General features: G+C 75.1%; 21 protein-coding genes and 1 pseudogene. 8 read left to right on the top strand and 14 right to left on the bottom strand.

The annotated features are described in order from the left end of the window. Positions 1 to 10 precede the first annotated feature (10 nt). Complete coding sequence (gene amaB, locus BLS21_RS03825; protein ID WP_091214084.1) at positions 11 to 1540, bottom strand: L-piperidine-6-carboxylate dehydrogenase; 1530 nt, start codon at positions 1538 to 1540, stop codon at positions 11 to 13. Between the two features lie 128 nt (positions 1541 to 1668). Further along, the gene (locus BLS21_RS03820; protein ID WP_091214081.1) at positions 1669 to 2835 is read right to left on the bottom strand and encodes an NAD(P)/FAD-dependent oxidoreductase; all 1167 of its coding nucleotides are present in this window, start codon (positions 2833 to 2835) and stop codon (positions 1669 to 1671) included. A gap of 109 nt (positions 2836 to 2944) precedes the next feature. On the opposite strand from BLS21_RS03820, the gene BLS21_RS03815 reads away from it, so the two are divergent. Both BLS21_RS03815 and BLS21_RS03810 read left to right on the top strand, forming a co-directional pair. Continuing rightward, on the top strand, positions 2945 to 3856 hold the full coding sequence (locus BLS21_RS03815; RefSeq protein WP_091214079.1) for a LysR family transcriptional regulator: 912 nt from the start codon (positions 2945 to 2947) through the stop codon (positions 3854 to 3856). Positions 3857 to 3914: 58 nt separating this feature from the next. Next, entirely contained in the window at positions 3915 to 5318 is a 1404-nt protein-coding gene (locus BLS21_RS03810; RefSeq protein ID WP_245700036.1) for a threonine/serine exporter family protein, read from the top strand. Between the two features lie 15 nt (positions 5319 to 5333). Here BLS21_RS03810 and BLS21_RS03805 read toward each other — a convergent pair whose 3' ends face one another. Together BLS21_RS03805 and BLS21_RS03800 are read right to left on the bottom strand one after the other, a co-directional pair. After that, entirely contained in the window at positions 5334 to 6860 is a 1527-nt protein-coding gene (locus BLS21_RS03805; protein ID WP_091214076.1) for an amino acid permease, read from the bottom strand. Positions 6861 to 7005: 145 nt separating this feature from the next. Then, positions 7006 to 7284 carry a hypothetical protein gene (locus BLS21_RS03800; RefSeq protein WP_091214074.1) on the bottom strand — a complete coding sequence of 93 codons (279 nt, stop codon included), beginning with the start codon at positions 7282 to 7284 and terminating at the stop codon, positions 7006 to 7008. Between the two features lie 276 nt (positions 7285 to 7560). Between BLS21_RS03800 and BLS21_RS03795 the strand changes: the two genes are divergently transcribed. Then, positions 7561 to 8301, top strand: a complete 741-nt coding sequence (locus BLS21_RS03795) for a VOC family protein (RefSeq protein WP_139177007.1) — start codon at positions 7561 to 7563, stop codon at positions 8299 to 8301. A 64-nt stretch (positions 8302 to 8365) separates the two neighbouring features. Here BLS21_RS03795 and BLS21_RS03790 read toward each other — a convergent pair whose 3' ends face one another. From BLS21_RS03790 to rocD, 4 genes are all read right to left on the bottom strand, one after another. Beyond that, on the bottom strand, positions 8366 to 9481 hold the full coding sequence (locus tag BLS21_RS03790; protein WP_091214068.1) for an NAD(P)/FAD-dependent oxidoreductase: 1116 nt from the start codon (positions 9479 to 9481) through the stop codon (positions 8366 to 8368). Continuing rightward, complete coding sequence (locus BLS21_RS03785) at positions 9478 to 9723, bottom strand: helix-turn-helix domain-containing protein (RefSeq protein WP_091214065.1); 246 nt, start codon at positions 9721 to 9723, stop codon at positions 9478 to 9480. Before BLS21_RS03785 ends, BLS21_RS03790 begins: the two co-directional genes overlap by 4 nt. Beyond that, positions 9723 to 10202 (bottom strand): DUF2975 domain-containing protein, encoded by a 480-nt coding sequence (locus BLS21_RS03780; protein WP_091214061.1) that lies wholly within the window; start codon positions 10200 to 10202, stop codon positions 9723 to 9725. Before BLS21_RS03780 ends, BLS21_RS03785 begins: the two co-directional genes overlap by 1 nt. 77 nt (positions 10203 to 10279) lie before the next feature. Then, entirely contained in the window at positions 10280 to 11518 is a 1239-nt protein-coding gene (gene rocD, locus BLS21_RS03775) for an ornithine--oxo-acid transaminase (RefSeq protein WP_091214058.1), read from the bottom strand. Between the two features lie 165 nt (positions 11519 to 11683). Here rocD and BLS21_RS03770 point away from each other — a divergent pair, with 165 nt between their 5' ends. Continuing rightward, on the top strand, positions 11684 to 12145 hold the full coding sequence (locus BLS21_RS03770) for an Lrp/AsnC family transcriptional regulator (RefSeq protein ID WP_245700035.1): 462 nt from the start codon (positions 11684 to 11686) through the stop codon (positions 12143 to 12145). Between the two features lie 42 nt (positions 12146 to 12187). Here the strand turns inward: BLS21_RS03770 and BLS21_RS03765 are convergent, their stop codons facing one another. Together BLS21_RS03765 and BLS21_RS03760 are read right to left on the bottom strand one after the other, a co-directional pair. After that, a complete protein-coding gene (locus BLS21_RS03765; protein ID WP_091214052.1) occupies positions 12188 to 13777 on the bottom strand; it encodes a carboxylesterase/lipase family protein in 1590 nt (529 codons plus the stop codon). Between the two features lie 149 nt (positions 13778 to 13926). Beyond that, the gene (locus BLS21_RS03760; RefSeq protein ID WP_091214049.1) at positions 13927 to 14349 is read right to left on the bottom strand and encodes a response regulator; all 423 of its coding nucleotides are present in this window, start codon (positions 14347 to 14349) and stop codon (positions 13927 to 13929) included. A gap of 219 nt (positions 14350 to 14568) precedes the next feature. Between BLS21_RS03760 and BLS21_RS24965 the strand changes: the two genes are divergently transcribed. The 3 genes and pseudogenes from BLS21_RS24965 to BLS21_RS25725 all read left to right on the top strand — a co-directional run bounded on the left by BLS21_RS24965 (position 14569) and on the right by BLS21_RS25725 (position 17397). After that, complete coding sequence (locus BLS21_RS24965; protein ID WP_175479405.1) at positions 14569 to 14730, top strand: hypothetical protein; 162 nt, start codon at positions 14569 to 14571, stop codon at positions 14728 to 14730. After that, positions 14730 to 15788, top strand: a pseudogene (locus BLS21_RS25730) (HAD-IC family P-type ATPase); the annotation flags it as partial. The gene BLS21_RS24965 and the pseudogene BLS21_RS25730, both read left to right, overlap by 1 nt. 415 nt (positions 15789 to 16203) lie before the next feature. Continuing rightward, complete coding sequence (locus BLS21_RS25725; protein ID WP_245700033.1) at positions 16204 to 17397, top strand: HAD-IC family P-type ATPase; 1194 nt, start codon at positions 16204 to 16206, stop codon at positions 17395 to 17397. A gap of 35 nt (positions 17398 to 17432) precedes the next feature. Here the strand turns inward: BLS21_RS25725 and BLS21_RS03750 are convergent, their stop codons facing one another. Then, positions 17433 to 17960, bottom strand: coding sequence for an acyl-CoA thioesterase (locus BLS21_RS03750; protein WP_091215068.1), 528 nt, complete (start codon positions 17958 to 17960; stop codon positions 17433 to 17435). Between the two features lie 136 nt (positions 17961 to 18096). Continuing rightward, on the bottom strand, positions 18097 to 19626 hold the full coding sequence (locus BLS21_RS03745; protein WP_091214046.1) for an aldehyde dehydrogenase family protein: 1530 nt from the start codon (positions 19624 to 19626) through the stop codon (positions 18097 to 18099). Between the two features lie 541 nt (positions 19627 to 20167). Here BLS21_RS03745 and BLS21_RS03735 point away from each other — a divergent pair. After that, positions 20168 to 21754, top strand: a complete 1587-nt coding sequence (locus BLS21_RS03735) for a PucR family transcriptional regulator (RefSeq protein ID WP_091215066.1) — start codon at positions 20168 to 20170, stop codon at positions 21752 to 21754. A gap of 86 nt (positions 21755 to 21840) precedes the next feature. Here BLS21_RS03735 and BLS21_RS03730 read toward each other — a convergent pair whose 3' ends face one another. Together BLS21_RS03730 and BLS21_RS03725 are read right to left on the bottom strand one after the other, a co-directional pair. Continuing rightward, positions 21841 to 23385, bottom strand: a complete 1545-nt coding sequence (locus tag BLS21_RS03730; RefSeq protein ID WP_091214041.1) for a gamma-aminobutyraldehyde dehydrogenase — start codon at positions 23383 to 23385, stop codon at positions 21841 to 21843. Positions 23386 to 23444: 59 nt separating this feature from the next. Further along, on the bottom strand, positions 23445 to 24527 hold the full coding sequence (locus BLS21_RS03725) for a proline racemase family protein (RefSeq protein ID WP_091214039.1): 1083 nt from the start codon (positions 24525 to 24527) through the stop codon (positions 23445 to 23447). Between the last annotated feature and the right edge of the window lie 150 nt (positions 24528 to 24677).

The following is a 24677-nucleotide window of genomic DNA, read 5'->3' as shown; positions in this document are numbered from 1 at the left end:
CTCGCGGGCTTCAGACCGTGAACTTCACCCCCTGCGCCAGGGGGAGCTCGCCGGAGTAGTTGATCGTGTTGGTCGCGCGGCGCATGTAGCTGCGCCACGCGTCCGAGCCGGACTCCCGCCCGCCCCCGGTCTGCTTCTCCCCGCCGAAGGCCCCGCCGATCTCGGCGCCGGAGGTCCCGATGTTGACGTTGGCGATGCCGCAGTCGGAGCCGTCGGCGGCGAGGAAGCGCTCGGCCTCGGCCTGGTCGGAGGTGAAGATGCTCGACGACAGGCCCTGCGGGACGTCGTTGTTGAGCGCGATCGCCTCCTCCAGCGTCCGGTACGGCAGGACGTAGAGGATCGGCGCGAAGGTCTCCTGCCGCACGATGTCGGTCTGCCCCGGCATGCGCACGATCGCCGGTTCGACGTAGTAGGCGTCCGGCGCCTCGTCGGCGAGCCGGCGCTCCCCGCCCACGACCACCTCGCCGCCCTGCTGCCGCGCGGCCTCCAGCGCGTCCTGCATCGCCTTGAAGGAGGCGTCGTGGACGAGCGGGCCGACCAGCGTCCCCTCCTCGGTCGGCGAGCCGATCGGCAGCCGGCGGTACGCGGCGGCCAGCCGGTCGGTGAGCTCGTCGACGACGTCGACGTGGGCGATGACCCGGCGCATGGTGGTGCACCGCTGCCCGGCCGTGCCGGCGGCGGCGAACACGACCCCGCGGGTGGTGAGGTCCAGGTCGGCCGACGGCGTCACGATCGCGGCGTTGTTGCCGCCGAGCTCGAGCAGGGAGCGGCCGAAGCGCTCGGCCACCCGCGGACCGACCGCCCGCCCCATGCGGGTCGACCCGGTGGCGCTGAGCAGGGCCACCCCCGGCGAGTCCACCAGCGCCTCCCCCACGTCGGCGCCGCCGAGGACGACCTGGCTCAGGTCGGCGGGGGCGCCGGTCTCGGTGATCGCGCGGTCGAGCAGGGCGGCCGAGGCGAGGGCCGAGAGCGGCGCGAGCTCCGACGGCTTCCAGACCACCGGGTCGCCGCAGACGAGGGCGATCGCGGTGTTCCAGGACCAGACGGCGACCGGGAAGTTGAAGGCGCTGATGACCCCGACGACGCCGAGGGGGTGCCAGGTCTCCATGAGCCGGTGACCGGGGCGCTCGGAGCTGATCGTCTTCCCGTAGAGCTGCCGCGAGAGCCCGACGGCGAACTCGCAGATGTCGATCATCTCCTGGACCTCGCCCCGGGCCTCGGAGGTGATCTTGCCGACCTCGAGGCTGACCAGCGTGCCGAGGTCGGCCTTGTGCTCGCGGAGCAGCTCGCCGAAGCGGCGCACCAGCCCGCCGCGGACCGGCGCGGGCACCGTCCGCCACGCCTGGAACGCCTGGCCGGCGCGGGTGACCGCGTCCTGGACGTCGGCCGCGCCCTGCCAGCGGACGGAGGCCAGCCGTGCTCCGTTGACCGGGGAGGTCACCGGGTGGTCGCCGGCGACGGCGTCGAGGTCGACGCCGCAGCGGGCGGCGGCCTCCCGCGCCGAACGGCTGAGGTCCTCGGCGGTGGGCAGGGCGGTCACGTGCGGCTCCTCGGATCGATGGCTGCCGTGCAGGGTCCCGCCACGGCCCCGTCCAGGGCGCCGCCCCGAGCCTGCGAGGGGTGGGGAGGACGGGGTCCTTCCATGGTGGGGGGCACGGTGGTCCTCTCTCAGACGATGTTCAGCTCGGGCCGGACGTCGGCGCCCGTGAAGCGTGCGGCGCTGAGTCCGGAGACGTCGACGAAGGGCTCCCGCCCCAGGTACAGGTCGCGCACGACCTCGCCCACGGCCGGCCCCATCAGGAAACCGTGCCCCGAGAACCCGGTCGCGTACAGGAAGCCCTCCACCGTGTCGGCGCGGCCGATGAGGGCGTTGTGGTCCGGGGTCATCTCGTACAGCCCGGCCCAGCCGCCGGCGACGCCGACCTCGGCGAGCGCCGGCGCGCGCCGCTCGATCGCCGCCCCGAGACGGGGCAGCCAGGCCTCGGACCGGGACAGCGCGAAGCCCGGGGTCTCGTCGGGGTCGGACATGCCCAGCAGCAGCCCGGGCCCCTCGCGGTGGAAGTAGAAGCTGGTCGCGAAGTCGATGGTGAAGGGCGTGTGCGGGTCGAGGCCGGGCACCGGCTCGGTGACCAGGATCTGCCGCCGCAGCGGGGTGACCGGGAGGTCGACGCCCGCCCAGGAACCGACCTCGGCCGACCAGGCTCCCGCGGCGCAGACGACCGCGTCGGTCCGGATCGTCCCGGCCGCGGTCCGCACGCCGCTGACCCGGCCGTCCCGGACGTCGATCCCGGTGACCGGGCAGTGCGGCAGCAGCGTGGCGCCGGCCCGGCGGGCGGCCGAGGCATAGCCGAGGACGACGGACTCCGGCGTGCAGTGGCCGTCGGTCGGCGAGTACGCCGCGGCGAGCAGGCCCTCGGGATCGATGAGCGGGGACAGGCGCCGGGCCTCGTCGACGCCGACCACGCGACTGGGGACGCCGAGGGAGTTCTGCAGCGCCACGTTGGCCTCGAAGGCGGCGACGTCGTCCGGGGTGTCGAGCAGGAAGAGGTAGCCGACCTGCTGGAGGTCGATCTCCTGACCGAACAGCCGGGGGAAGTCGCGGAAGGTCTCCAGGCTGCGTGCGCCGAGGGCGATGTTGACGGGGTCGGAGAACTGCGCCCGGACGCCGCCGGCCGCCCTGCAGGTCGAGCCGGACCCGAGGGCGCCGGCGTCGAGCAGCACGACGTCCCGCACCCCGGCCCGCGCCAGGGCGTGGGCCGAGCTGAGGCCGGTGATGCCGCCGCCGATGACGACGACCGAGGCCGAGGACGGCGGTGGGCGCCGGGGAGCGGTCATCACGGTCCTCACTCGAGGCGGGGCGAGTGCCGGGTGCGCTGCGATCATGCTGCCCCGCGACGTGCAGCACCAGCCACGGTTCGTCGACCCCGCCGTTTAGCGTTCCTGCATGGACACCGGCCTCGACCTGGTCAAGCTGCGCACCCTGGTCGAGATCCGGGAGACCGGCAGCATGACGGCCGCCGCCGCGGCCCTCGGCTACACGACCGGTGCGGTGTCCCAGCAGATGGCCGCCCTCGGACGCTCGGTCCGGGCCGAGTTGTTCACCCAGGTCGGGCGCCGCCTGCAGCTCACCGACGCCGGTCGGCTGCTCGCCGACCACGCCGTGGGGCTGCTGTCCCTGGCCCGGCAGACCGAGCTCGCACTGGCGGGCCTGTCCGGGGGCCCGCGGGCGCAGGTCCTCATCGGCGTCTTCGGGACGGCGGCCGCGCTGCTGCCGCGGGCCCTGCTGCGGGTGCGCGAGCACTGCCCCGGCGTCCGCCTGCGGTCGGTGGAGGTCGACGTGGACGACGCCACCTCGGCCGTGGCCGCCGGGCGCGTCGACCTCGCCTTCGGCGTCGACTACCCGCAGGCACCCATCCCGCGGGCTCGGGACGTGGCGCTGCTCGTCCTCGGCACCGAGCGGTTCGCGATGGCCACCGCCGCCGGCCGCACGGCACCGGAGGGCCCGGCCTCGCTGCGGGACTTCGCCGACGAGCCGTGGATCCTGCCGCCGGAGCAGAGCTCCTACGGCCGTGCCGTGCGCCTGGCCTGCCGCCGGCTGGACGTCGAGCCCCGCGTCGACCACGTCGTGACCGACACCGCCTCGACGCTGTCCCTGGTCGCCGCCGGCCTCGGCGTCGCGCCGGTCACGGACCTGATGCTCGCGCTGCGCCGGGAGGGTCTGGCCACGGTGCCCCTCACCGACCGGGTGGAGCGGACCATGGTTCTGGCGCACCGCCGGGAGCCCGCGCCGCAGCCGGGGGTGCGCGCGGTCATCGACGCCGTCCGGACCTCGGTGACGCCCGGCCGCCACGGCTGAGCGGACGGGGCGAGGGTCGTCCCCCGCCCCTCGAGCGGTGCCGACCTAGCCTGGGAGCGTGTCCACCCGCGCCCGGTCCCGGCTCTCGACGTACGCACGCATGCCGGAGCGGGCCTGGCAGGCCATCGCGGGGAACTCCCCACCGACCGCGCCGATCGGCCTGCGGGCGCAGCGCGGCGGGATGGACGACCTCACCGCGCACGCCGCGCTGGGGCTGGCCCTGCGCATCGGGGCGTCGATGCTGGCCGTCGGGGCCTCCGCGGCCGACGTGACCGCGACGGTGCTGCGGGTGGCCGCCGGCTACGGGCTGGCGCACTGCCAGGTCGACGTGACCTTCACGTCGATCACGGTCAGCTACGACCGCGAGGACGCGGTGCCGCTCACCGCGATGCGGACCGTGCGCACGAGCCGGACGGACTACACCCGCCTGCAGGGGATCACCGCGCTGGCCCGCGCGGTCGGCGGGGGCGGCCTGGACGTCGAGGAGGCGCACCGCAGGCTCGATGGCATCGTGTCGGCACCCTCCACCTACCGCCGCACCGTGAGCGCGCTGGGCTGGGCCGGCGTCGCCGGTTCCGTCGGGTTCCTGCTCGGCGGCGGGTGGCTGGAGGCCCTCATCGCGGCGCTGACCACCGCCCTGATCGAGCAGGTGCTGCGCGTGCTCAACCGGCGCAGCCTGCCCTCGTTCTTCCAGCAGGCGGCCGGGGCCGCGCTCGCGACGGGCGTCGCCGTCCTCCTGCTCGCCTGGGACGTCGACGTGCGCACCTCGCTGGTCGTCGCGGCCGGCATCGTCGTGCTCCTCGCCGGGCTGTCCCTGGTCGGCGCCGCCCAGGACGCGATCAGCGGCTTCCCGGTGACCGCCGCCGCCCGGGCCTTCGAGGTGGTCACGCTGACCGCCGGCATCGTCGTGGGCATCGCCGGCGTGCTGGACGTCGCCCAGCGGGCCGGGATCCCGATGGACGTCGTCGACGCCTCGCCCTCGACCGTGCCCTTCGCCGTCGGGCTGGCCGCGTCGACCGGGATCGCCGGGGGCTGGTCCCTGGCCTGCCACGCCCGGCCGCGCGCCGTCGTCCTCGCCGCGGTGGCCGGGGCCCTGGCGTGGACGACGTCCTGGGCGGCCGGCGGACTGGGTGCCGGGCCGGCGCTCGCCAGCGGGGTGGCGGCCGTCGTCCTCGGGTTCTGCGGGGAGCTGCTGACCGACCGGCTCCGGATCCCGCCGCAGCTCGTCGCGGTGTGCGGGATCGTCCCGCTGCTGCCGGGGCTGGCGATCTACCGCGGGCTGTTCGCGATCGTCGTCGAGGCCGACATCGAGGGTGGGCTGACCGCGCTGGTGGGGGCGGCGGCGATCGGGCTCGCCCTCGCCGCCGGTGTCACGTTGGGCGAGTACCTCGGCCGGCCGATCAGTGCGCGGCGGGACCGGTACGACGAGCGCGTCCGCCGTCGGGCCTTGACCGCCGACTGACCTCCGGTCCCGCGGTCACGGGGCCTCGGTCGGGTAGCCCTCCTCGTCCATCCGGCGGACCACCTTCGGGTCGAGCCGCCCCTCCCCCACGGCGGCGTCCACCTCGGTGTCGACCACGGCACCGTGCTCGTGCATCCACCGGTCCGCACGCTGTTCGGCGGCGGTCCCCTCCGCCGTCAGGTGGGCGTCCCCGATCGCCCTGCGCCGGACGGCGTAGGCGACCAGCACGAGTGCCCAGGCGAGCAGGCTGAGCAGGAGCTGCGACCGGGTGTCCGGATCGACGAACATCTGCACGAGGATCGCGACGATCGCGGCCGCCGTGAGCAGGGTGAGGACCGGGTAGAACCACATCTTCACCCGCAGCCGCTCCGGCGGGATCGTCGGCCGCATCCGCAGCTCGGAGAGCGCGATCAGCAGGTAGACGAACAGGATGATCGCGCCGGAGGAGTTCAGCAGGAACAGGAACACGGTGTCCGGGGACACGTAGGCGGCGACCACGCAGAGGAACCCGATCACCGAGGACGACAGGATCGCCCAGGCGGGCACCCCCCGCCTGTTGATCGAGAGCATCCGGCCCGGGGCCTCGTGCCGGGCGGCGAGCACGAAGAGCATGCGCGAGGCGGTGTAGAGGCCGGAGTTCAGGCACGACAGGACGGCGGTCAGCACCACCGCGTTCATGATCTCGGCCGCCGCCGGGATCCCCATCTCCTCCATCGCGGCCACGTACGGCGAGTCACCCAGCTCCGTGGAGTTCCAGGGCAGGATCGTGGCCAGCAGGAAGATCGAGCCGACGTAGAAGATCGAGATCCGGAAGACCACGGAGTTCGTCGCCTTCGCGATCCCGCGCTCGGGTTCGGCGGACTCGGCCGCGGCGATGGTGGCGATCTCCGCACCGACCATCGAGAAGATCACGATGACGATGCCCGAGAAGAGCGCGCCGACGCCGTTGGGGAGGAACCCGCCGTTCGCGGTGAGGTTGGAGAAGTCCAGGTCGCGGCCCGGCCACAGCCCCAGGACGAAGAGCGTGCCCAGGGCGATGAAGGCCATGATCGTGAGGACCTTGACCCCGGCGAACCAGTACTCGAACTCGCCGTAGGAGGCCACCGAGAAGAGGTTGGTCGCCGTCATCAGCAGCATCAGGACGAGCGCCATGACCCACAGCGGTACGCCGGGCAGCCAGCGCTGCAGGATCTCCGCCCCGGCCACGGCCTCGAAGCCGACGACGATGACCCAGAAGTACCAGTACAGCCAGCCCACGCTGAAGCCCGCCCAGCCGCCGAGCGACTGCCGCGCGTAGTCCGCGAAGGACCCCGTCGACGGGTTGGCGACCGCCATCTCGCCGAGCATCCGCATGACCATGACGATCAGGACACCGGTGATCGCGTAGGTGAGGAAGGCGGCGGGGCCCACCCTCCCGATGACCGCGCCGGAGCCGACGAACAGGCCCGCGCCGATGACGCCGCCGATGGCGATCATCGTGAGGTGGCGCTGCTTGAGGCCCTTCTGGAGGTGGCCGCCCTCGGCGGCGGGTCCGTGTGCCATGTCCGCTCCCTCGCGCTCTGCGGGACGGTTGGGTCCAGGCGTCAGCAACGAATGATGGGGGATGGCGAGCAGCTCCGCAGAACGACGCCGTTCCGTGGACAGGGACGTCCACGGCACGGGACGTGCGTCGGCGTGGGGACGAGGGTCAGACCTGCCAGGGCGTCGCCTCGTCGAGGGTCAGCAGAGCGCGGACCTGGGTCTCGGTGAGGTCCCCGGAGCGGGTCCACTCGTCGCGCAGCTGCCGGCGCGCGGCCGCGGGAGAGCCCAGGCGGTGGCTGCCCGGGGACCAGGAGTCCAGGAGCCCCAGCTGCCCCACCCACCGGACGACGGCCGCGGGGCGGGCGCTCCCGCGGGGCGCGCGGACCAGGCCGCGCACCAGGCGGCGGGTCCGCCGTGCTGCGTCGGAGGCGGAGGGGTGGGGCATGTCGCTGTCCTCGGTCTCGCGGGACGCGGTCGTCCCGCTGTGTCGGGTCTCGGGGATGGGCGCCCGAGCCGCGGGCCGGCGTCCCGGCGCGTCGTCTCCACCGTATGAGCGCGCCGGGCCCTGCCGGCGGATCGCCGCGGTGAGGCCCCGCACACCGCGCGGGGTACGGCCGCGTCCCCCGGGCCGGCGTCATGCTCCGGCGCGGTCTCCGGATCGCCCCGCCACCCGGCACCGCCACGCTGTGCCGACGGCGGCGGATGTGCCAACCTCGCCCTCGTGCCGACACCGGTGGCGTGGGTGCACGCCTTCGTCGACGTGCCCGCCCGGCACGTCGAGGGAACGCGGGCGTTCTGGTCGGCGGTGACCGGCTGGCCCCCGGGCGGGGCGTGGCCCGGCCACCCCGAGTTCACCTCGCTCACGCCGCCGACCGGCACCCCCTACCTGCACGTGCAGACCATCGACGGCGCGCCGCGGGTGCACCTGGACCTGCTGGGCGACCTCGACGTCGACCCCGCCCGCCTCGAGCGGCTCGGTGCGGCCCGCGGACACCCCGGGGACGGGTGGCAGGTCATGACCTCCCCGGCCGGGCTGCCCTTCTGCGTGTGCGCCGAGTCCTCACCGCACCAGCGGCCCGCCGCCACGGCATGGCCGGGCGGGCACCGCAGCCGGCTGGTGCAGCTCTGCGTCGACGTCCCCGCGGAGCGGTACGACGCCGAGCTGGCGTTCTGGCGGTCGGCGACGGGCTGGGCCGACGAGCCGGTCGAGGACCCGGAGTTCGCCCGCCTGGTGCACCGTGCCGAGAGCCCGGTGCAGCTGCTCGTGCAGCGGCTCGGCGACGACGACGGGGCTCTGCGGGCCCGCGCCCACCTCGACCTCGGCAGCGACGACCTGGCGGCCGAGGTGGCCCGGGTACGGGCGCTGGGCGCGCGGGAGCTCTGGCCCGGCAACGGGTTCGTCGCCCTGGAGGACCCGGCCGGCCTGCCCTTCTGCGTGACCGCCAACGACCCGGACCGCTGACCCCACCCCCGGCGCCTCCAGCCCGCTGCCGTGGACTCCGCCGAGCGCCGACCCGGCCGGGCGGTCAGGGAGCGGGGAAGGACCGGTCGCCGAAGAGGATGCGGCGGGCCGCCGCGCGCCCGACCGGCGTGCGCAGCAGGGTGAACGCGGCCGCGGCGACGGCCGGCGTGCGCACCTGGGCCAGTCCCCTGCGCAGCGCGAGCCGCCCCCGGAAGCGGGCGCGCAGCGCGGCACCGTCGTACCGCTCGAGCGCGTCCGGCCGCCCGCTGCGCAGCGCGTCGTCGAGGACGTCGGCCGCGTGCACCGACAGGCGCAGGCACGGGTCGAGGCCGCCGGCGGTGAGCGGGGAGACCGCACCCGCCGCGTCCCCGACGAGCAGCCCGCCGGGACCGCTGATCCGGCGCAGCAGGCCCCCGACGGGGATCGGGCCGCCCCGCCGCTCGACCTCCCCGGGACGGTCGGCGTCGGGCAGCCCGGGCGCCGAGGCGCCGAACCGGTCCAGCGCCCGTCGCATGCCGTCGGGGAAGCGGTCGGCGTAGCCGGCGACGCCGACGTGGGCGTGCCGCCCGTCGTTGACCACCCAGGCCAGGTAGCCGGGCGCCAGGGAGGGGTCGAGCACGCAGTGGAACGTGGGCGGCGCCGTGCCGCGCGGGATCGCGAAGACCTCCTCGGCGCCGACCAGCAGGTGCCGGTTGCGGTCCAGCCCGAGGTCGCGGGCCACGCGCGAGCGGGCGCCGTCCGCGCCGACGACGAACCGCGCCCGCACCCGGGTCGGCCCGTCCGGGCCGGTCAGGAGGTGCGCGCCGTCCCGCCGTCCCTCGTAGCGGGTGCCCAGCGCCATGCGGACGCCGGTGTCGGCCGCGGCGCGGGCCGCCGCCGCGTACAGCGGGCCCATGTCGCCCACGCGGTACTCGTCGCGCTCGCTCTCCAGGGTCACCGGACGGCCGCGTCCCGGGGGGTGGAGGACCACGCGCCGGATCGGCGGGCCGAGGTGCTCCGGGGGCAGCGGGAAGTCGTCGAGCGTCTTGCGGACGAAGATCCCCGTGGTCCGGATCGCGCCGGTGAGCCCGGGTCGCCGTTCGGCCAGGAGCACCTCGTGCCCCTGGCGGGCGAGCAGCGTGGCCGTGTGCAGCCCGGCCAGGCCGGCCCCCACGACGAGGACGTCGGCGTCGTCCCTCACCGGCGGGCCCCGTGGGCGGCGTGCGGGGCCTCGTGCTCGTCGGGGACCCACTCGAGCAGGTCGCCGGGCTGGCAGCCGAGCACCCGGCACATGGCCTCCAGCGTGCTGAACCGGACGGCCTTGGCCCGGCCGTTCTTCAGCACCGCGACGTTCGCCGGCGTGAGCCCGACCCGGTCGGCGAACTCCCCCACGCTCATCTTGCGCTTGGCCAGCTCGACGTCGATGCGCACGACGATCGGCATCAGATGACCGCTTCCATGTCCGTCCGCAGCGTCGTGGCCTGGCGCAGCAGCGCCCGCATCACCACCACGAGCAGCCCGACCACGGCCCCGGCCACCAGCACCAGCAGGAGCACGACCGGCGGGCCCGGGAGGCCCACGGCCACGAGGGACCAGACGAACGTGCCGAGCAGGAGGAGCTCCGCGGCGGCGATCGCCGCCACGATCGCGTCCACCCAGACCATGGACGCCGCACTGAAGATGCGGTCGTCCTCGACCAGGGTGAGCAGCTTCCAGGTGCACACGATGACGACCTGGACGCAGCCCAGCCCCAGGACCGCGACCACGAGCGTCGGCCACCGCAGGTGCGCCAGCTCCGGCGAGTCCTCCGCCATCGCCCGGGACAGCGCCGGCAGGAAGAGCACCTGTGCCAGCACCAGGGCGGCGAACGCCACCGCGAGCAGGAACCTGAGCGGGCCGACCACCCGGCGCGTCGTCGTCACGCATCGAGTGTCGAGAACTACCTATCGAGTGTCAATCGACCGACCGGGTGTGTCCTCCGGCGTGCGCGGCGCCCGGGTCAGCGCGCCGCCTCCCCGAGGACCGCGGCCAGCGCGTCCACGGCCCGGTCGACGTCGGCGGGCTCGACGACCAGCGGCGGGGACAGCCGGATGGTCTGCCCGTGGGCGTCCTTGACCAGGACGCCGCGCGCGGCCAGCCGCTCGCACGCGGCGCGCCCGGTCATCAGGGCGGGGTCGACGTCGATCCCGGCCCACAGCCCGCGCGTCCGCACCGCCTGGACGCCGTGCCCGACCAGGTCGTCGAGCCGGTCGCGCAGCTGCACGCCGAGCTTGGCCGCGCGCTCCTGGTACTCGCCGGTCTCCAGCAGCCCCACCACGGCGTGCCCGATCGCCGCCGCGAGCGGGTTGCCGCCGAACGTCGACCCGTGGCTGCCGGGGGTGAGGACGTCGAGGACCGCGGAGGTGGACACCACCGCCGACACCGGGACGATGCCGCCGCCCAGGGCCTTGCCCAGCAGGTAGACGTCGGGGACGACGCCCTCGAGCTCGCAGGCGAAGGTGGCCCCCGTCCGGCCCAGCCCGGACTGCACCTCGTCGGCGATGAACAGCACCCCGGCGTCGGTGCACGCCTGCCGGACCGCCGCGAGGTAGCCGGGCGGCGGCACGACCACGCCGGCCTCCCCCTGCACCGGCTCGAGCAGCACCGCGACCGTCTCGGGCGTGAGGGCGGCCCGCAGCGCGTCGGCGTCGCCGTAGGGCACCACGGTGAAGCCGGGGGTGAAGGGGCCGAAGCCCTCGCGCGCCGAGGCGTCGGTGGAGAAGCTGACGATCGTGGTGGTGCGGCCGTGGAAGTTGCCCGCCGCGACGACGATCTGCGCCCGGTCGGCGGGGACGCCCTTGACCCGGTAGCCCCAGCGCCGGGCGACCTTGATCCCCGTCTCCACCGCCTCCGCCCCGGTGTTCATCGGGAGCACGCGCTCCATCCCGGCCAGCGCGGCCAGGTCGCGGGCGAAGGGGCCGAGCCGGTCGTTGTAGAACGCGCGGCTGGTGAGCGTGACCCGCTCGAGCTGCTCGCGGGCCGCCCGGAGCAGGACCGGGTGCCCGTGGCCGAAGTTCAGGGCGGAGTACCCGGCCAGGCAGTCGAGGTAGCGACGGCCGTCGACGTCGGTCACCCACGCCCCGCGCGCCTCGGCCACCACCACCGGCAGCGGGGCGTAGTTGTGCGCCGTCGCCGTCTCGGTGAGCGTCGCGTGCTCGCTGGAGGACAGCGACCTGTCGGTGCGCCGCGGCGTGGTCATGGGGGGGCCTCCTCCGGGTCGGCGTCGGACTCGCCACCGGCCGGCCCCGGGGTCACCGGGCGCCGGCCGTGACCAGAGGCTAGAGAGGCCGGACACCGGCATCAATGCACCTGCGTTGCGGCCTCAGCATGGATCCGTTGCGTTCCAGGGCCTACGGTGCTCGATGTGTTGCAGAGGCCCGTGGACCGGCTGGACCCGCTCGACCGGCAGATCATCGGCTGCCTGACCCGCGACGCCCGCGCCACGTACGCCGTCATCGGCGACGAGGTCGGCCTGTCCGCGCCCGCGGTCAAGCGCCGCGTGGACCGGCTGGTGGCCGACGGGGTGATCCGGGGCTTCACCGCGCTGGTCGACCCGGAGGTGCTCGGCTGGACGACCGAGGCCTACGTGGAGGTGTTCTGGGAGGGGACGCCGTCCCCGCTGGAGCTGCGGCGCAGCCTCGGGGAGGTCCCCGAGGTCGTCGGCGCGTGGAGCGTCACCGGCTCCGCGGACGCGCTGGTGCACATCCTGGCCGCCGACATCCCGCACCTGGAGGAGGCCATCGAGCGGCTGCGGCAGCAGCCCAACGTCCACCAGACGCGCAGCGAGGTCGTGCTGTCCCGGCTGATCGACCGCGCGCGCCCCTGAGGCCGTCGCTCCCCCGGCCGGAGCGGCGAGGGGCCGGGCCGGTCAGGCGCCGTCGGCGGTCAGCGGGTCCCAGAACGCGCACTGGTGCTCCTCGGCGACCGCGGCGTCGGGGACGGCGGCGCTCCGGCCGGCGGGCTGCAGGGAGAGCACGACCTGCTCGGCGCCGTACGACGGCCAGGCCGCCTGCCCGGGGACGCCGGGGTCGCCCTGCCGGACGAAGGCGCCCCAGTACTGCTTCATCTCCGCCGCCAGCTGCTGCTCCCCGGCGTCGAACGTGGGCGCGATGGGCACGCCGTTGTGGAAGCTCGGGAACAGGTACGCCAGTTCGGCGGCGTGTCCCGCACCCCACTCGTAGCCCGGGATCGGCCGCACCCCGGGCCCGGTGCGGGCGGCGAACTCGTAGGCCCACGTCGGCACGTGCGCCGCGAGGTCACGGGTGAGCGCCCGGTTGGGGCAGCCGCCGATGCCGAACCCGAGGCCGGCATCGGTGACGATCGCGCCCGCGAGGTGGGCGCCGGTGGACTCGTCGGCGTCGGCCGGCCACGGGTAGCGGGCCAGGACGGCGTCGGCGTCCTCGGCGAAGGCCTCGCGGACCCACGTCTCGTACTGCTCCCGGGTCCACCCGATGCTCCCGGCCATGAAGGTGCGGCCCTCGTCCCGGGTGGCCCCGACGACCACGGGGACCTCCGCGAAGTCCCCGGTGGCGACCGCTCCGCGCGGGTCCGAGGGCAGGAACGGTGTGCCGGCGACCGGCGGGACGACCGGGGTCGGGGCGTCGATCAGCTGGCCCACCGGCGTGTCCCGCAGGCAGGCCACCGCGCTCGCGAACGGGGCGCACCCCACCGCCTGCGCGACGACCTGCCCCTCGGCGTCCGCGGCGTCCTGGCTGCGGCTCGGGCAGGAGCCGCTCTGGATCATGGCCGCGGCGAACAGGTCCCGGGACCCCGGGGCGACGAGGTGGGAGCAGACCGACCACCCGCCGGCCGACTCCCCGCCGATCGTCACCCGCCCGGGGTCGCCGCCGAAGGCGGCGATGTTCTGCTGCACCCAGCGCAGCGCCGCCTGCTGGTCCATCAGCCCGTAGTTGCCGGACTCGCCCTGGCGCGCGGTGAGCTCCGGGTGCCCCAGGAAGCCGAGGAGGCCCAGCCGGTAGTTCATCGTGACCCCGACGATCCCGGTCGCCGCGACGATCGCGGCCATGTCGGCCTGGTCCGAGCTGCCGTTCACCAGGCCGCCGCCGTGGATGAACACGTAGACCGGCAGGCGGTCGTCGGGCGTGGTCCCCGCGGGTCGCTGCACGTTGACGAAGAGGCAGTCCTCGGTCTCCGAGCGCGGGCCGTTCACGCTCTCGGTCGCCGGACAGCGGTTGCCGTAGGCGTCGGCCGCGCGGACGCCGTCCCACCGCGCGGGTGGCTGCGGTGGACTCCACCGCAGCTCTCCGACGGGCGGTGCGGCGTACGGGATGCCGAGGTAGCCGTCCACGCCCTCGGCCTGCACGCCGCTCACCGCGCCCGACTGCGTGTGGACGACGGGCGGCCGACCGGGCGCGGCCAGGGCGGCCGGCGCGGGCAGGCAGGTGAGCAGCAGGCCGGCCAGCACCGCGGCCGACGTGCTCCGGGGGGAACGGGACATCTCGGCTCCTCCTGGCCCGCTGCGCGCGGCTGGGGAGGTGAGGGGCGGACGCGGTCCGCACCGTCGGTCCGGGTGGCTGCGACCGGCGCCGCCCATCCTGCCCCGGACCGGCCGCCGGCGACAGCCGGCAGGACGGCAGCCGGAGGTCGTCACAGGCAGTAGGGGCAGTCCGTGCCGCCGCCGGCGACCGTGCGCAGACAGCGGAGCAGCGGACCGAGGCGGGTGCCCTTCGGCACCAGGGCGTGCGCACCGGCGACCACGGCCTCGGGTCGCGCCTCGGGGCCCTCCCCGGTCAGCACGATGATCCGGGCCTCGGGTCGGGCCGCACGCAGCGCCGCCGTGGCCGCGAACCCGTCGGTCCCGGCCATGGACACGTCCATGAACACGACGTCGGGTCGCAGCCGCACGGCGGCCTCCACCGCCTGCGACCCGTCCTCGCACTCGCCGACGACGGTGAGGTCGTCCTCGTCGGACAGCGCATCGGCCAGGGCCCTGCGCACCATCGGGTGGTCGTCGACGAGCAGCACCCGGATTCCGGCCGGGGCGTCGCGGGCGCAGCAGTCTCCCGCCACCTGCCCACCTCCTCCCCCTCCGGCGCGGGTCGCCGGCCGGTCCCGCCCCGGTGGTCAGCGGTCGTCCACGGGCCCCGGTTGGCCACCACGCCGCCCCGCCGAGGGGCTCCACCGGCCGCTCGACGCCCGGCGCCGCTCCGGCCCCCCTCGCCGACGTCCACAGCGGACGGCCAGCCACCGTGCAGGGCGGTCACACCGCGCGGACCGAGAGTCACGGGCATGACCGCGACCCCTGTGCAGCCTGCCCCCGACGCCGTCGCGGCGCACCTGCTGACCGTCCCGCTCGCGCTCTCCGGCCCGGCCGCCGTGCTGCGGCCCGCCGCCCCGCTCCGGACGGCGCCGGTGGGCGCGCCTGCCGGGGTCCCCACGTCCGGTGGGTGATGCTCCCGGGCAGCGGTCCCGCGCGGTGCGGGGGAGGCTCCGGACGGCACGAGGCCCCGCCGGGGACGGCCGCGGCCGCGCGGCCGAGCGGCCGGTCGGCCCCCGGCGCGGCGGGACGACCTCCAGGCGGGAGCGAGCGGGGTGGACGTGCAGGAGACCGACGGGGTGGCCGGCCTCGCCGGGGTGGCCGGCTCACCTCGCGGGAGGCCCAAGCCCGGCGGCGGCGCGGGGAGGGCAACGTCGCCGTCAGCGCGTCGTCCCGCAGCTACGCCCGGATCCTGCGCACCAACGTCCTCTCCTTCTTCAACGTCATCCTGTTCGTGATCGGCGCGGCGCTGCTGGCGCTGGGCCGCTACAACGACGCCTTCACCAGCGTCGGCCTCGGGCTGGTCAACGCGGCGATCAGCGCCGTCCAGGAGATCCGGGCCAAGCGCAAGCTCGACCGGTTGCGGCTGCTCAGCCGCAGCCCGGTCACCGTGCTCCGCGACGGCCGGGAGAGCTCGCTCGCGCAGGAGGACGTCGTCCGCGGGGACGTGCTGCGCGTGCGTCCGGGCGACCAGGTCGTCGTCGACGGCCCGGTCCTCGACGGCGGCCGGGTCGAGGTGGACGAGTCGCTGCTCACCGGCGAGTCCGAGCCGCAGCTGCGGGGGCCCGGCGAGGACCTGCTGTCGGGCAGCTCCTGCGTCGGCGGCGGAGGACACCAGCTCGCCCGGGACGTCGGCGCGTCGAGCCACGCCAGCCGGCTGACCGCCGAGGCCCGCCGGGCGTCCACGGACACCACCCCGCTGCAGCGCCGCATCGAGTTCGTCGTCCGGCTGGTCATGGTCCTGGTGGCGCTGATGAGCGCCACGATCCTGCTGCAGGCCGCGCTCGAGGGGTTCTCGCTCGTGCGCGTGGTGCAGACCACGGCGGTGCTGTCGGGGCTGGTGCCCTACGGGCTGTTCTTCCTCGTGGCGGTGGCCTACACCGTCGGCGCGGCGAAGAGCTCGGGCAGGGGCGCCCTCGTGCAGCAGGTCAACGCGGTGGAGTCGGTGAGCAACGTCGACGTCGTCTGCACCGACAAGACCGGGACGCTGACCACCGGCCGCCTCTCGGTCGCGGAGGTCCGGCCGGTCGGCCCGGTCGGGGCCGCGGCCGTGGAGCACCTGGTCGGCTCCCTGGCCCGCAGCGCCTCCGCCGCCAACCTGACCTCCTCGGCACTGGCCGCGGCGCTCCCCGGCGCGCCGTGGGAGGTGCGCGAGGAGGTCCCGTTCTCGTCGTCGCTGCGGTGGAGCGCGCTGCGCACCGACGACGGGGCCGTCGTGCTGGGCGCGCCGGACGCGCTGGCCCCGGCCCTGTCCGGCGCACCCCTCACCGGCGCGGTGACCGCGCTGACCGGGCAGGGGCTGCGGGTCCTGGTCGTCGCGCGCGCCGCCGATCCGGCTGCGCGACGGCACCGGGCGGCCGCGGCTGCCGGCGCTGGAGCCCCTCGCCGTGGTGGCGCTCGCCGACGAGCTGCGGCCGGACGTGCACGCGACCCTCGCCGGACTGACCGCCGGCGGCACCGCGGTGAAGGTGGTCTCCGGCGACGACCCCCGCACGGTGGCGGCGCTCGCCCGGCAGGCCGGGCTGGACGGCGGGGCCCCCGTGACCGGCGCCGACCTCGACGCCCTCTCCGACGGGGAGTTCGACGCCGTGGCGGCCCGGACGACGGTGTTCGGCCGGATCGCCCCGGAGCAGAAGGAGCGGCTGGTCGCCTCCCTGCGCCGGCAGGGCCGCTACGTGGCCATGGTCGGCGACGGGGTCAACGACGCGCGCGCTCTCGAGCGGGCCCACGTCGGCGTGGCGATGCGCAGCGGCAGCGCCGTCACCCGCGACGTCGCCGACATCGTGCTCACCGACGACTCGCTGACCGCGCTGCTGCCCGCGCAGCAGGAGGGCCGGCGGATCATCTCCGGCATCGGCACCTCGATGCAGGTGCTCCTCGCCCGGGTCGGCAGGCAGGGCCTGGTGATCCTCGCGGTGACCATGCTGGGGCTGGGGTTCCCCTACTCCCCCGCCAACGTCGGGCTGACCCTGCTCACCGTCGGCCTGCCGACGCTGTTCCTCACGACGTGGGCCCGCCCGGCCCCGCCGGACCCCCACCTGCTGACGTCGCTGTGGCGGTTCGTCGTCCCGGCCATGGTGGTCACCGCTGCCGGCGGCGTCGCGGTGTACGCCTACCACTACACGACGCTGCTCGAGGGGTTCAGCGGCTCCGACGTCCCCGACGTCGTCGTCACCGCCTTCGAGCGCTGGTCCGGGGTCTCCTCCGGCGACGTCGGCTTCGCCGAGGCCGCGGCCACGATCGGCGCCCAGACGGCGCTGTCGACCTTCGTGTCCTACGCCGCCTTCCTGCTGGTCCTGTTCCTGCGGCCGCCGAACCGGCTCTTCGCGTCCTGGACCCGGCCCGACGGCGACCGTCGGCCCGCGGTGCTCGTGGCCGTGCTGGTCGTCGCGTTCACCGGCGGGCTGTTCGTCGAGCCGTTCACCGACCACTTCGGGCTCACCCACGCGGCCGACCCCATCTTCCGGACGGTCCTGCCGGCGCTGGTGCTCTGGTTCGTCCTGCTGACGGCGGCCTACCGGTTCCGGTTGCTGGAGCGGGCGCTGGGGCTGCAGCCGCTCCCCGGGGCGACGCACGGCTGAGCGACCGGCGCCACCGCCCCGCCCGGTGGTCCTCGTCAGTGCTCGGTGGCCGCGCGGATCTCCGTGGTCGCCCGCTCGATCTCCCGGCGCAGCTCCCGGCGGCGGCCGGCGGCCTCGTGCCGCCGGCGTTCCTCGGCGGTCCGGGGCTGCCACGGCGGGACCTCCACCGGACGCCGGTCCGGCCCGATGGCGACCATCGTGAAGTAGCAGCTGTTGGTGTGCCGGACGACCTGGCTCACCAGGTCCTGCGTGGTCACGCGCACCCCGATCTCCATCGAGGTGCGCCCGGTGCGGTTCACGCTGGCCTGGAAGGTCACCAGCTCACCGACGTGGACCGGTTCCCGGAAGACGACCTGGTCGACCGAGAGCGTGACGGCGTAGGTCCGCGCCCAGCGGGTCGCGCAGGTGTAGGCGACCTGGTCGAGGTACTTCAGCAGCAGGCCACCGTGGACGTTGCCCGCGAAGTTGGACATGTCGGGCGTCATCAGGATCGTCATCGACAGGCGGTGGAGGTCGTCGTCCCTGCTGCCGCGGTCCGCCGGTGGGTCGGTGTTCGTGGACATCTCCGGATCCTCCCCGGGCGCGGTGTCGGAGGGGTCCGCCACCGCCGTGGAGCAGGCGTCGTCGGGCGGTCCCCGCCACACTCCTGCCCCCCTCGGCGGAGCAGCCGGGAACGCCCGACGCCGTCCTCGCGCCCGGTCAGGGTCCCGTGCGCGGCGCGGGGGTCGCTCCGTGGCCGAGGCGCACGTTGATCTGCTTGGTCTGGGTGAAGCCGGCGATCATGCCCTCGAGGGAGACCTCCCGGCCGATGCCGCTCTGCTTGTAGCCGCCGTAGGACTGCCCGACGACCTGCCCGCCACCCTGGTTGACCTGCACCCAGCCGGCCTCGAGCCGGTGCGCGGTGGTGATCGCCAGGTCGATGTCGGAGCTCCAGACGTAGGCACCCAGCCCGTAGGCGGTGTCGTTGGCCATGCGGACGACGTCGTCGACGTCGGTCCAGGCGATGGCGACGACCACGGGCCCGAAGATCTCCTCACGGGCCAGGCGGAAGCTGTTGTCGCCGCCGGAGAACAACGTGGGCACGTGGAAGAAGCCCTCGGCCAGCGGGCCCTCCGACGGCGGCAGCCCACCGGTCTCCACGTGCAGCGCCGGGTTGGCCAGCCCGTCCTCCAGGTAGTCCCGGATGGAGTCGAACTGGGTCTCGTTGATGACCGCGCCGATGTCGCTGGCCTCGTCCAGCGGGTCCCCGACCCGCATCGACCCCAGCCGCTCGCCCAGCCGGGCCAGGACCTCGTCGTGCACGTCGCGGTGCAGGAACAGCCGCGAGCCGGCGGTGCAGCTCTGCCCCTGCCGGCTGATCCGCGAGGACAGCACCAGCCCCTCGATCAGCTCGTCGGTCACCGCACCGGGGAACACGATCGACGGGTTCTTCCCGCCCAGCTCCAGGGACAGGTGGGCCAGCCGCTCCCCCGCCTTGCCGGCGATGCCCCGGCCGACCTCGGTGGAGCCGGTGAAGGAGATCTTGTCGACGCCGGGGTGCTCGACCAGGGCGTTGCCCGCCGCCCGGCCGGTGCCGGTCACCACGTTGAGCACGCCGGGCGGCAGGAACCCCTCGCAGATCTCGGCCATCAGCAGGATCGACAGCGGAGCGTCCTCGGCGGCCTTGAGCACGATGGTGTTCCCCGCGGCCAGGGCGGCCGGGACCTTGAAGCCGGCGATCATCAACGGCGAGTTCCACGGCAGGATCGCGCCGACCACCCCGAGCGGCTCCTGCCGGGTGTACTGCAGCTGGGTCGCCCCGGCCGGCAGCGTCGTCCCCTTCACCTCCCCGGCGACACCGCCGAAGTACCGGAACAGGTCGACCAGCAGCGCCGCCTCGGGCCGGGCCTGGGTGCGCAGCGCGTTGCCGGTGTCCTCGGCGGTGACCCGGGCGAGCTCCTCGGCGCGACCCTCGAGCGCGTCGGCGATCCGCAGCAGCACCCGCTGGCGCTCCTTGAAGTGCTGGTCGCGCCAGGCGGGGAACGCCTCCCGGGCGGCGGTGACGGCGCGGTCGACGTCGGTCGCGTCGCCGCGGGGCACGCGGGCGATCACCTGGCCGCGGCGGGCCGGGCTGGTGATCTCCCGCCACTCCCCCTCGGCGGCCTCCACCCAGTCCCCGCCGATGAGCATCAGCCGGGTCGGCGGGGACGCCGTGCCGGGAGACGGGCTCAGGACGCTCTGCTGGGACATGGACTCCTCCTGTGCCTGGGTGGTGGGAGCCGGCCGGGCCGGACGTCCCGCTCGGCGTGCGTGCCTCGAATCGTCAGCCTGCCCCTTCCGGTCGGCGACCCGGAACCCCGGCGTCGCGCTGCCCGCCGGGATCGGTCCGGCCGGCGCTTCCCGACCGTCGGGTCAGGAGGCCGGCCGGCCTCCGCCGCGCGGCCCACGGCTGCGCGCCTTCGGGACGACGGTGGTGCCTGTCGCCCGGACGACGACGGGCTCGGCGAGCACGTCGGCGCCGGACGGGCTCTCGTCGTACCGGGAGGCGATGACCTCGCGGGCCTCCAGCGGGGACCGGGCGACGGGTGGCGCCGATCCGGCTGCGCGCGAGGCGCGGATCCTGGACGGCGGCGCCCGCCGCGGACGCACGCTGGTGCGGGTCTCCTGACCGCGCCGCACGGGAGCGACGTCCGGCCTGCTCGAGGTCGACGTTCCCTAGGCTCATGGCCCACCACCGCCGTGCCGCGGAGCGGCTTCCCGGCACCGTCCGAGGAGCTCGCCTGTGGCCGGCATGACCGTCCGGGACGCACTGGCCGTGCCGGCCCTGCGCGGCGCCGGCCCCCAGGTGCTCGCCGGCGCCGCGGGCCTGGGTCGCCAGGTGCGCTGGGTGCACACCACCGAACTGGTCGACATCGCTCCCCTCCTGCGCGGGGGTGACCTGGTGCTGAGCACGGGGATCGCCCTGCCGGACGCCCCCGACGACCTGGCGGCGTTCGCGGGCAGCCTCGACCAGAGCGAGGCCGCTGGCCTGGTCATCGAGCTGGGACGGCGGTGGACGGAGGTCCCCGCGGCGCTGGTGGCCGCCTGCGAGCGGCTGTCGTTGCCGCTCGTCGCGCTCACCCGGGAGGTCCGGTTCGCGGCCGTGGCCCAGGCCGTGGGCGAGCGGATCGTCGACTCCCAGCTCCAGGAGCTGCGCGAGGCGCAACGCGTCCATGACGTCTTCACCGAGCTCAGCATCGCCGAGGCCGGCCCGGGAGAGATCCTCGAGTCGGTGCAGCGCCTGGCCGGCGCCACGGTCGTCCTCGAGGACGCGCAGCACCGGATCCTCGACTACCGGTCGGCCCCTGGCGACACCGCTGCGCCCCTGGCCGACTGGCAGGCCCGCTCCCGCCTCGTCGTCCTGGACGGGCGCACCGCGTGGGACGAGGCCAACGGCTGGCTGGTGACCCGGGTGGGCAAGCCGGACCGCGGCTGGGGCCGGCTCGTCATCGAGTCACCGGACGAGCCCCCGCAGCGCCTCGTCGCGACGGCGGAGCGGGCGGCGGCCGCCCTGGCCCTCCACCGGCTGCACGACCGGCAGCGCGACAGCCTGGTCCGCCGCACGCACCACGAACTGCTCGTCCGGCTGCTCGCCGACCCCGGCGCCCCCGAGGTGCTGCAGCGCTGCGAGCTCGCCGGCGTCCCGCTCGCCCGCCGGGCGCTCGTCGGCCTGACCCTGCGCTCCCCGGTGGGAGCGAACGAGCCCGGCCGGCGCCCCGGACAGCTCGACGCCGCGGTGGCCGCGGTCGTGCACGCGGTGCACGAGATGAGGCTGCCCGCCCTCGTCTGCGAGATCGACGGCGCCGTGCGGGTCCTGCTGTCCTTCAGCCCCTCGGTCGACAGCACGCGGGCGACCGAGGACCTCGCGCGCCGCGTGCACCGGCGGGTCCGGGTCGTCGTCGGCGCGGGCCGCGCCGTGGACCGCGTGGGCGACATCGGGCGGACCCTGCGTGAGTCGCTGCACGTGGTGGACGCGGTGCGACCGGGCGCCCGGGAACGCGCCGTGCACCGGCTCGAGGACGTGCACCTGCGCGGCCTGCTGACCGTGCTCGTCGACGACGACCGGCTGCGGCTGTTCACCGCTCGGGAGCTCGACCCGCTTCGGGACCACGACGCCCGCGCCCAGTCCGGGCTGCTGGACACGGTGCGTGCGCTGGTCCGTCACCCGGGCAGCAAGTCCGAGGCGGCGGCCGAGCTGCACCTGTCCCGGTCGGCCTTCTACGACCGGCTGGCCAAGGTCGAGCAGGTGCTCGGCGTCGACCTCGACGACCCGGACATCCTCGTGTCCCTCCACGTCGCCGTCCTCGCCGACGAGGTGTTCGGCGACCGGACCGGCTGAGAGCTGGGTCGGCAAGCGCCGACGGCGATGCGCTGCCCCGGGCGCACCTGCCGAGCAGGTGCCCCCAAGGGAGGCGAACGGGTGGTTCAGGCGGTCATGACGCGGGAGTGGTGGTGCTCGCCCTGCTCGGTCGGGCTGGTGAAGATCACGTCGTGCCAGTCCTTGCGCGGCTGCGGGGACAGCGCGGACATGACGTGCTTGACCTGGGTGTACTCGTCGAACGAGTACGTGGACATGTCCTTGCCGAAGCCCGAGGCCTTGTACCCGCCGTGCGGCATCTCGCTGATGATCGGGATGTGGTCGTTGATCCACACGCACCCGGCGGCGATCCCGGCGGAGGCGCGTTGGGCGCGGAAGACGTCGCTGGTCCAGGCCGAGGCGGCGAGCCCGTAGGGGGTGTCGTTGGCGAGCGCCAGCCCTTCGTCGTCGCCGTCGAAGGGCAGCGCGACCAGGACGGGGCCGAAGACTTCGTCCTGGACGATCTCTGAGTCCTGTGCCGCGTCGACCACGAGCGTCGGCTCGTAGTACGCACCGGCCTCCAGGGCGCCGGTGCCGGGACGACCGCCGGTGACGACCTTGGCGCCGGCCTCGCGGGCGCGGTCGACCATGCCGGCGACGTTGTCGCGGTGGTCGAGCGAGATCAGTGAACCGAGGTCGGTGGCGGGGTCGTCGACGGGACCCACCACGACCTGGGACATGAGCTCGGCGACGCGGCCGACGAAGGCGTCGTAGAGCGGGCGCTGGACGTAGGCGCGGGTCGCGGCGGTGCAGTCCTGGCCCGCGTTGATCAGCGACCCCGCGACCGCGCCCCGGGCGGCGGCCTCGAGGTCGGCGTCGTCGAAGACGACGAACGGAGCCTTGCCGCCGAGCTCCAGGTGGACCCGCTTGACCAGGCCCGCGGCCAGCGAGCCGACCCGGCTGCCCGCCCGGGTGGAGCCGGTGAAGGAGACCATGCTGACGTCGCGGTGGGTCACCAGCGCCTCGCCCACGACCGAGCCGCGCCCGGTGAGGACGTTGACCACGCCGTCGGGGATGCCGGCGCGCTGCGCGGCCTCGGCGAAGGCGACCGAGGTCGTGGGGGTGAGCTCGGCGGGCTTGAGCACGATCGTGTTGCCAGCGGCGATGGCGGGCAGGATCTTCCAGGCCGCCATCTGCAGGGGGTAGTTCCACGGGGCGATCGAGCCGACCACCCCGATCGGCTCGCGGCGGATCGTCGAGGTGTGCTCGCCGGAGTACTCGGCGCTGGCCTTGCCCTCGAGGTTGCGGGCGGCGCCGGCGAAGAAGGAGACGTTGTCCACGGTGCCCGGGACGTCGAAGCCCTGGGTGAGCCGGATCGGCTTCCCGGCCTGGCGGCTCTCCGCCGTGGCGAGCTCACCGGCGACGGCGTCGAGCTCGGCGGCCAACCGGTGCATCGCCGTCGAGCGCTCGGCGGGCGTCGCGCCCGCCCAGCCGGGGAACGCGGCCTTCGCGGCGGCGACCGCCTCGTCGACGTCGTCGACCGAGGCGAGGGTGTCGGTGGCGACGACGTCGCCGTTGGAGGGGTTGATGACCCTCAGGGCGTCGGACGAGCGACCGCGGCGGCGCCGTCCGTCGATGAACTGCTGGCCCGTGTCGTCGATGGCGGTGGACATGCTGCTCCTCGGGGATGGGAAGGGGTCGGGTGTCGCTCGGGACGACGACGTCCGCGCGATCAGTCGCGGACGGTGCTCCAGATGTCGCCCACGGTCAGACCCGTGGGAAACGGGTCGTCGGGCTGCAGGACGTGCTGCGCGTAGCCGGTGATCCACGCCCGGCCCTGGATCGAGGGCACCACGGCGTCGCGGCCCCCGACGGTCGTGCTCTCGTGGAGCAGCCCGCGGAACGTCGTGCCGAGCACGCCCTGGTGCACGAACGGGACACCGAGGTCCAGCTCGCCGCGGGCGTGGAGCGCGGCCATGCGGGCGCACGTGCCCGTTCCGCAGGGTGAGCGGTCCAGTGTCCCGCGCCACGACGTCGGGTCGTCGAGGGCGATCCGCCCGGCCGGCAGGACGACGCTGTTGCGCCCCGAGACGCCGGCCGAGTCGCCGGGGCCGTGCAGCATGACCAGGGCGATCTCGCCGACGTCCGGCTTCTCGGGGTGCGCGACCGGCACCTGCTCGCGGGCTGCCGCGAGCAACGCCGTGCCGGCGCGCGCGATCGCGGGCGCGTGCTCGGGGCCGAGCGTGACCCCCATGTCGGCGGCCCGCGCCTGCACGTAGAACTGGCCGCCGAAGGCGATGTCGGCGGCGACGGTGCCGTACTCCGGGACGGCGATCGGCTCGTCGAGCGCCCAGGCGAACGACGGCACGTTTCGCACCCGGACCCAGCGCACCCGCCCGCCCTCGACCCGTGCGGTGGCCTCCACCGGTCCGACGGCGGTGTCGATGCGGACCACCGTCTCCGGTTCGGTCGCAGGCAGGCTGCCCGTCTCCAGCAGGGCGGTGACGGCGCACATCGTGTTGCTGCCCGACATCGGACGGAAGCCGCCCTGCTCGAGCACGATGATGCCCACGTCGGCACGCGGGTCCAGCGGCGGCAGCACGAGGACGGCGCACATCGAGGGGTGCCCGCGCGGCTCGCGCAGAAGCAAGCGGCGCAACCAGTCCAGCTCCGTCGCGCACCAGCGCATCCGCTCGGGCCACGTCGCACCCCGCACGAGCAGGTGGGCGCCGAGCAGGATCCGCCCGGGCTCACCCTCGGCGTGCACGTCGATCGACGCGATGCCCGTCGTGCCGGTGGAGGACGGGGTCACCATGTCGCGCCTTCCTGTCCAGGACTCCGGTTCGCCCCCCCGGTCGGGGAGGGGCTTGACGAACCGCGTGACGCCGTTCACTCTTTCGAGTCATCTGCAGATTGTCAAACAATCTGCACGGCTTCCGTAGAGCCTGCGTCGCCGGAGCTCCTC

The sequence above is a fragment of the Geodermatophilus siccatus genome (assembly GCF_900103785.1).
GTDB lineage: Bacteria > Actinomycetota > Actinomycetes > Mycobacteriales > Geodermatophilaceae > Geodermatophilus > Geodermatophilus siccatus.
Note: the sequence above shows the minus strand (reverse complement) of the source record. Positions and strands in the feature narration are given on the sequence as shown.

What these genes read in the sequence shown, in the direction of transcription:
- BLS21_RS03805 (WP_091214076.1), bottom strand. Translation starts at nt 6,860, where the DNA reads ATGGCACACGGACCCGCCGCCGAGGGCGGCCACCTCCAGAAGGGCCTC.
- BLS21_RS03745 (WP_091214046.1), bottom strand. Translation starts at nt 19,626, where the DNA reads ATGTCCCAGCAGAGCGTCCTGAGCCCGTCTCCCGGCACGGCGTCCCCG.
- BLS21_RS03735 (WP_091215066.1), top strand. Translation starts at nt 20,168, where the DNA reads ATGACCGTCCGGGACGCACTGGCCGTGCCGGCCCTGCGCGGCGCCGGC.
- BLS21_RS03800 (WP_091214074.1), bottom strand. Translation starts at nt 7,284, where the DNA reads ATGCCCCACCCCTCCGCCTCCGACGCAGCACGGCGGACCCGCCGCCTG.
- BLS21_RS03785 (WP_091214065.1), bottom strand. Translation starts at nt 9,723, where the DNA reads ATGCCGATCGTCGTGCGCATCGACGTCGAGCTGGCCAAGCGCAAGATG.
- BLS21_RS03815 (WP_091214079.1), top strand. Translation starts at nt 2,945, where the DNA reads ATGGACACCGGCCTCGACCTGGTCAAGCTGCGCACCCTGGTCGAGATC.
- rocD (WP_091214058.1), bottom strand. Translation starts at nt 11,518, where the DNA reads ATGACCACGCCGCGGCGCACCGACAGGTCGCTGTCCTCCAGCGAGCAC.
- BLS21_RS03750 (WP_091215068.1), bottom strand. Translation starts at nt 17,960, where the DNA reads ATGTCCACGAACACCGACCCACCGGCGGACCGCGGCAGCAGGGACGAC.
- BLS21_RS03820 (WP_091214081.1), bottom strand. Translation starts at nt 2,835, where the DNA reads ATGACCGCTCCCCGGCGCCCACCGCCGTCCTCGGCCTCGGTCGTCGTC.
- BLS21_RS03730 (WP_091214041.1), bottom strand. Translation starts at nt 23,385, where the DNA reads ATGTCCACCGCCATCGACGACACGGGCCAGCAGTTCATCGACGGACGG.
- BLS21_RS03725 (WP_091214039.1), bottom strand. Translation starts at nt 24,527, where the DNA reads ATGGTGACCCCGTCCTCCACCGGCACGACGGGCATCGCGTCGATCGAC.
- BLS21_RS03765 (WP_091214052.1), bottom strand. Translation starts at nt 13,777, where the DNA reads ATGTCCCGTTCCCCCCGGAGCACGTCGGCCGCGGTGCTGGCCGGCCTG.
- BLS21_RS24965 (WP_175479405.1), top strand. Translation starts at nt 14,569, where the DNA reads ATGACCGCGACCCCTGTGCAGCCTGCCCCCGACGCCGTCGCGGCGCAC.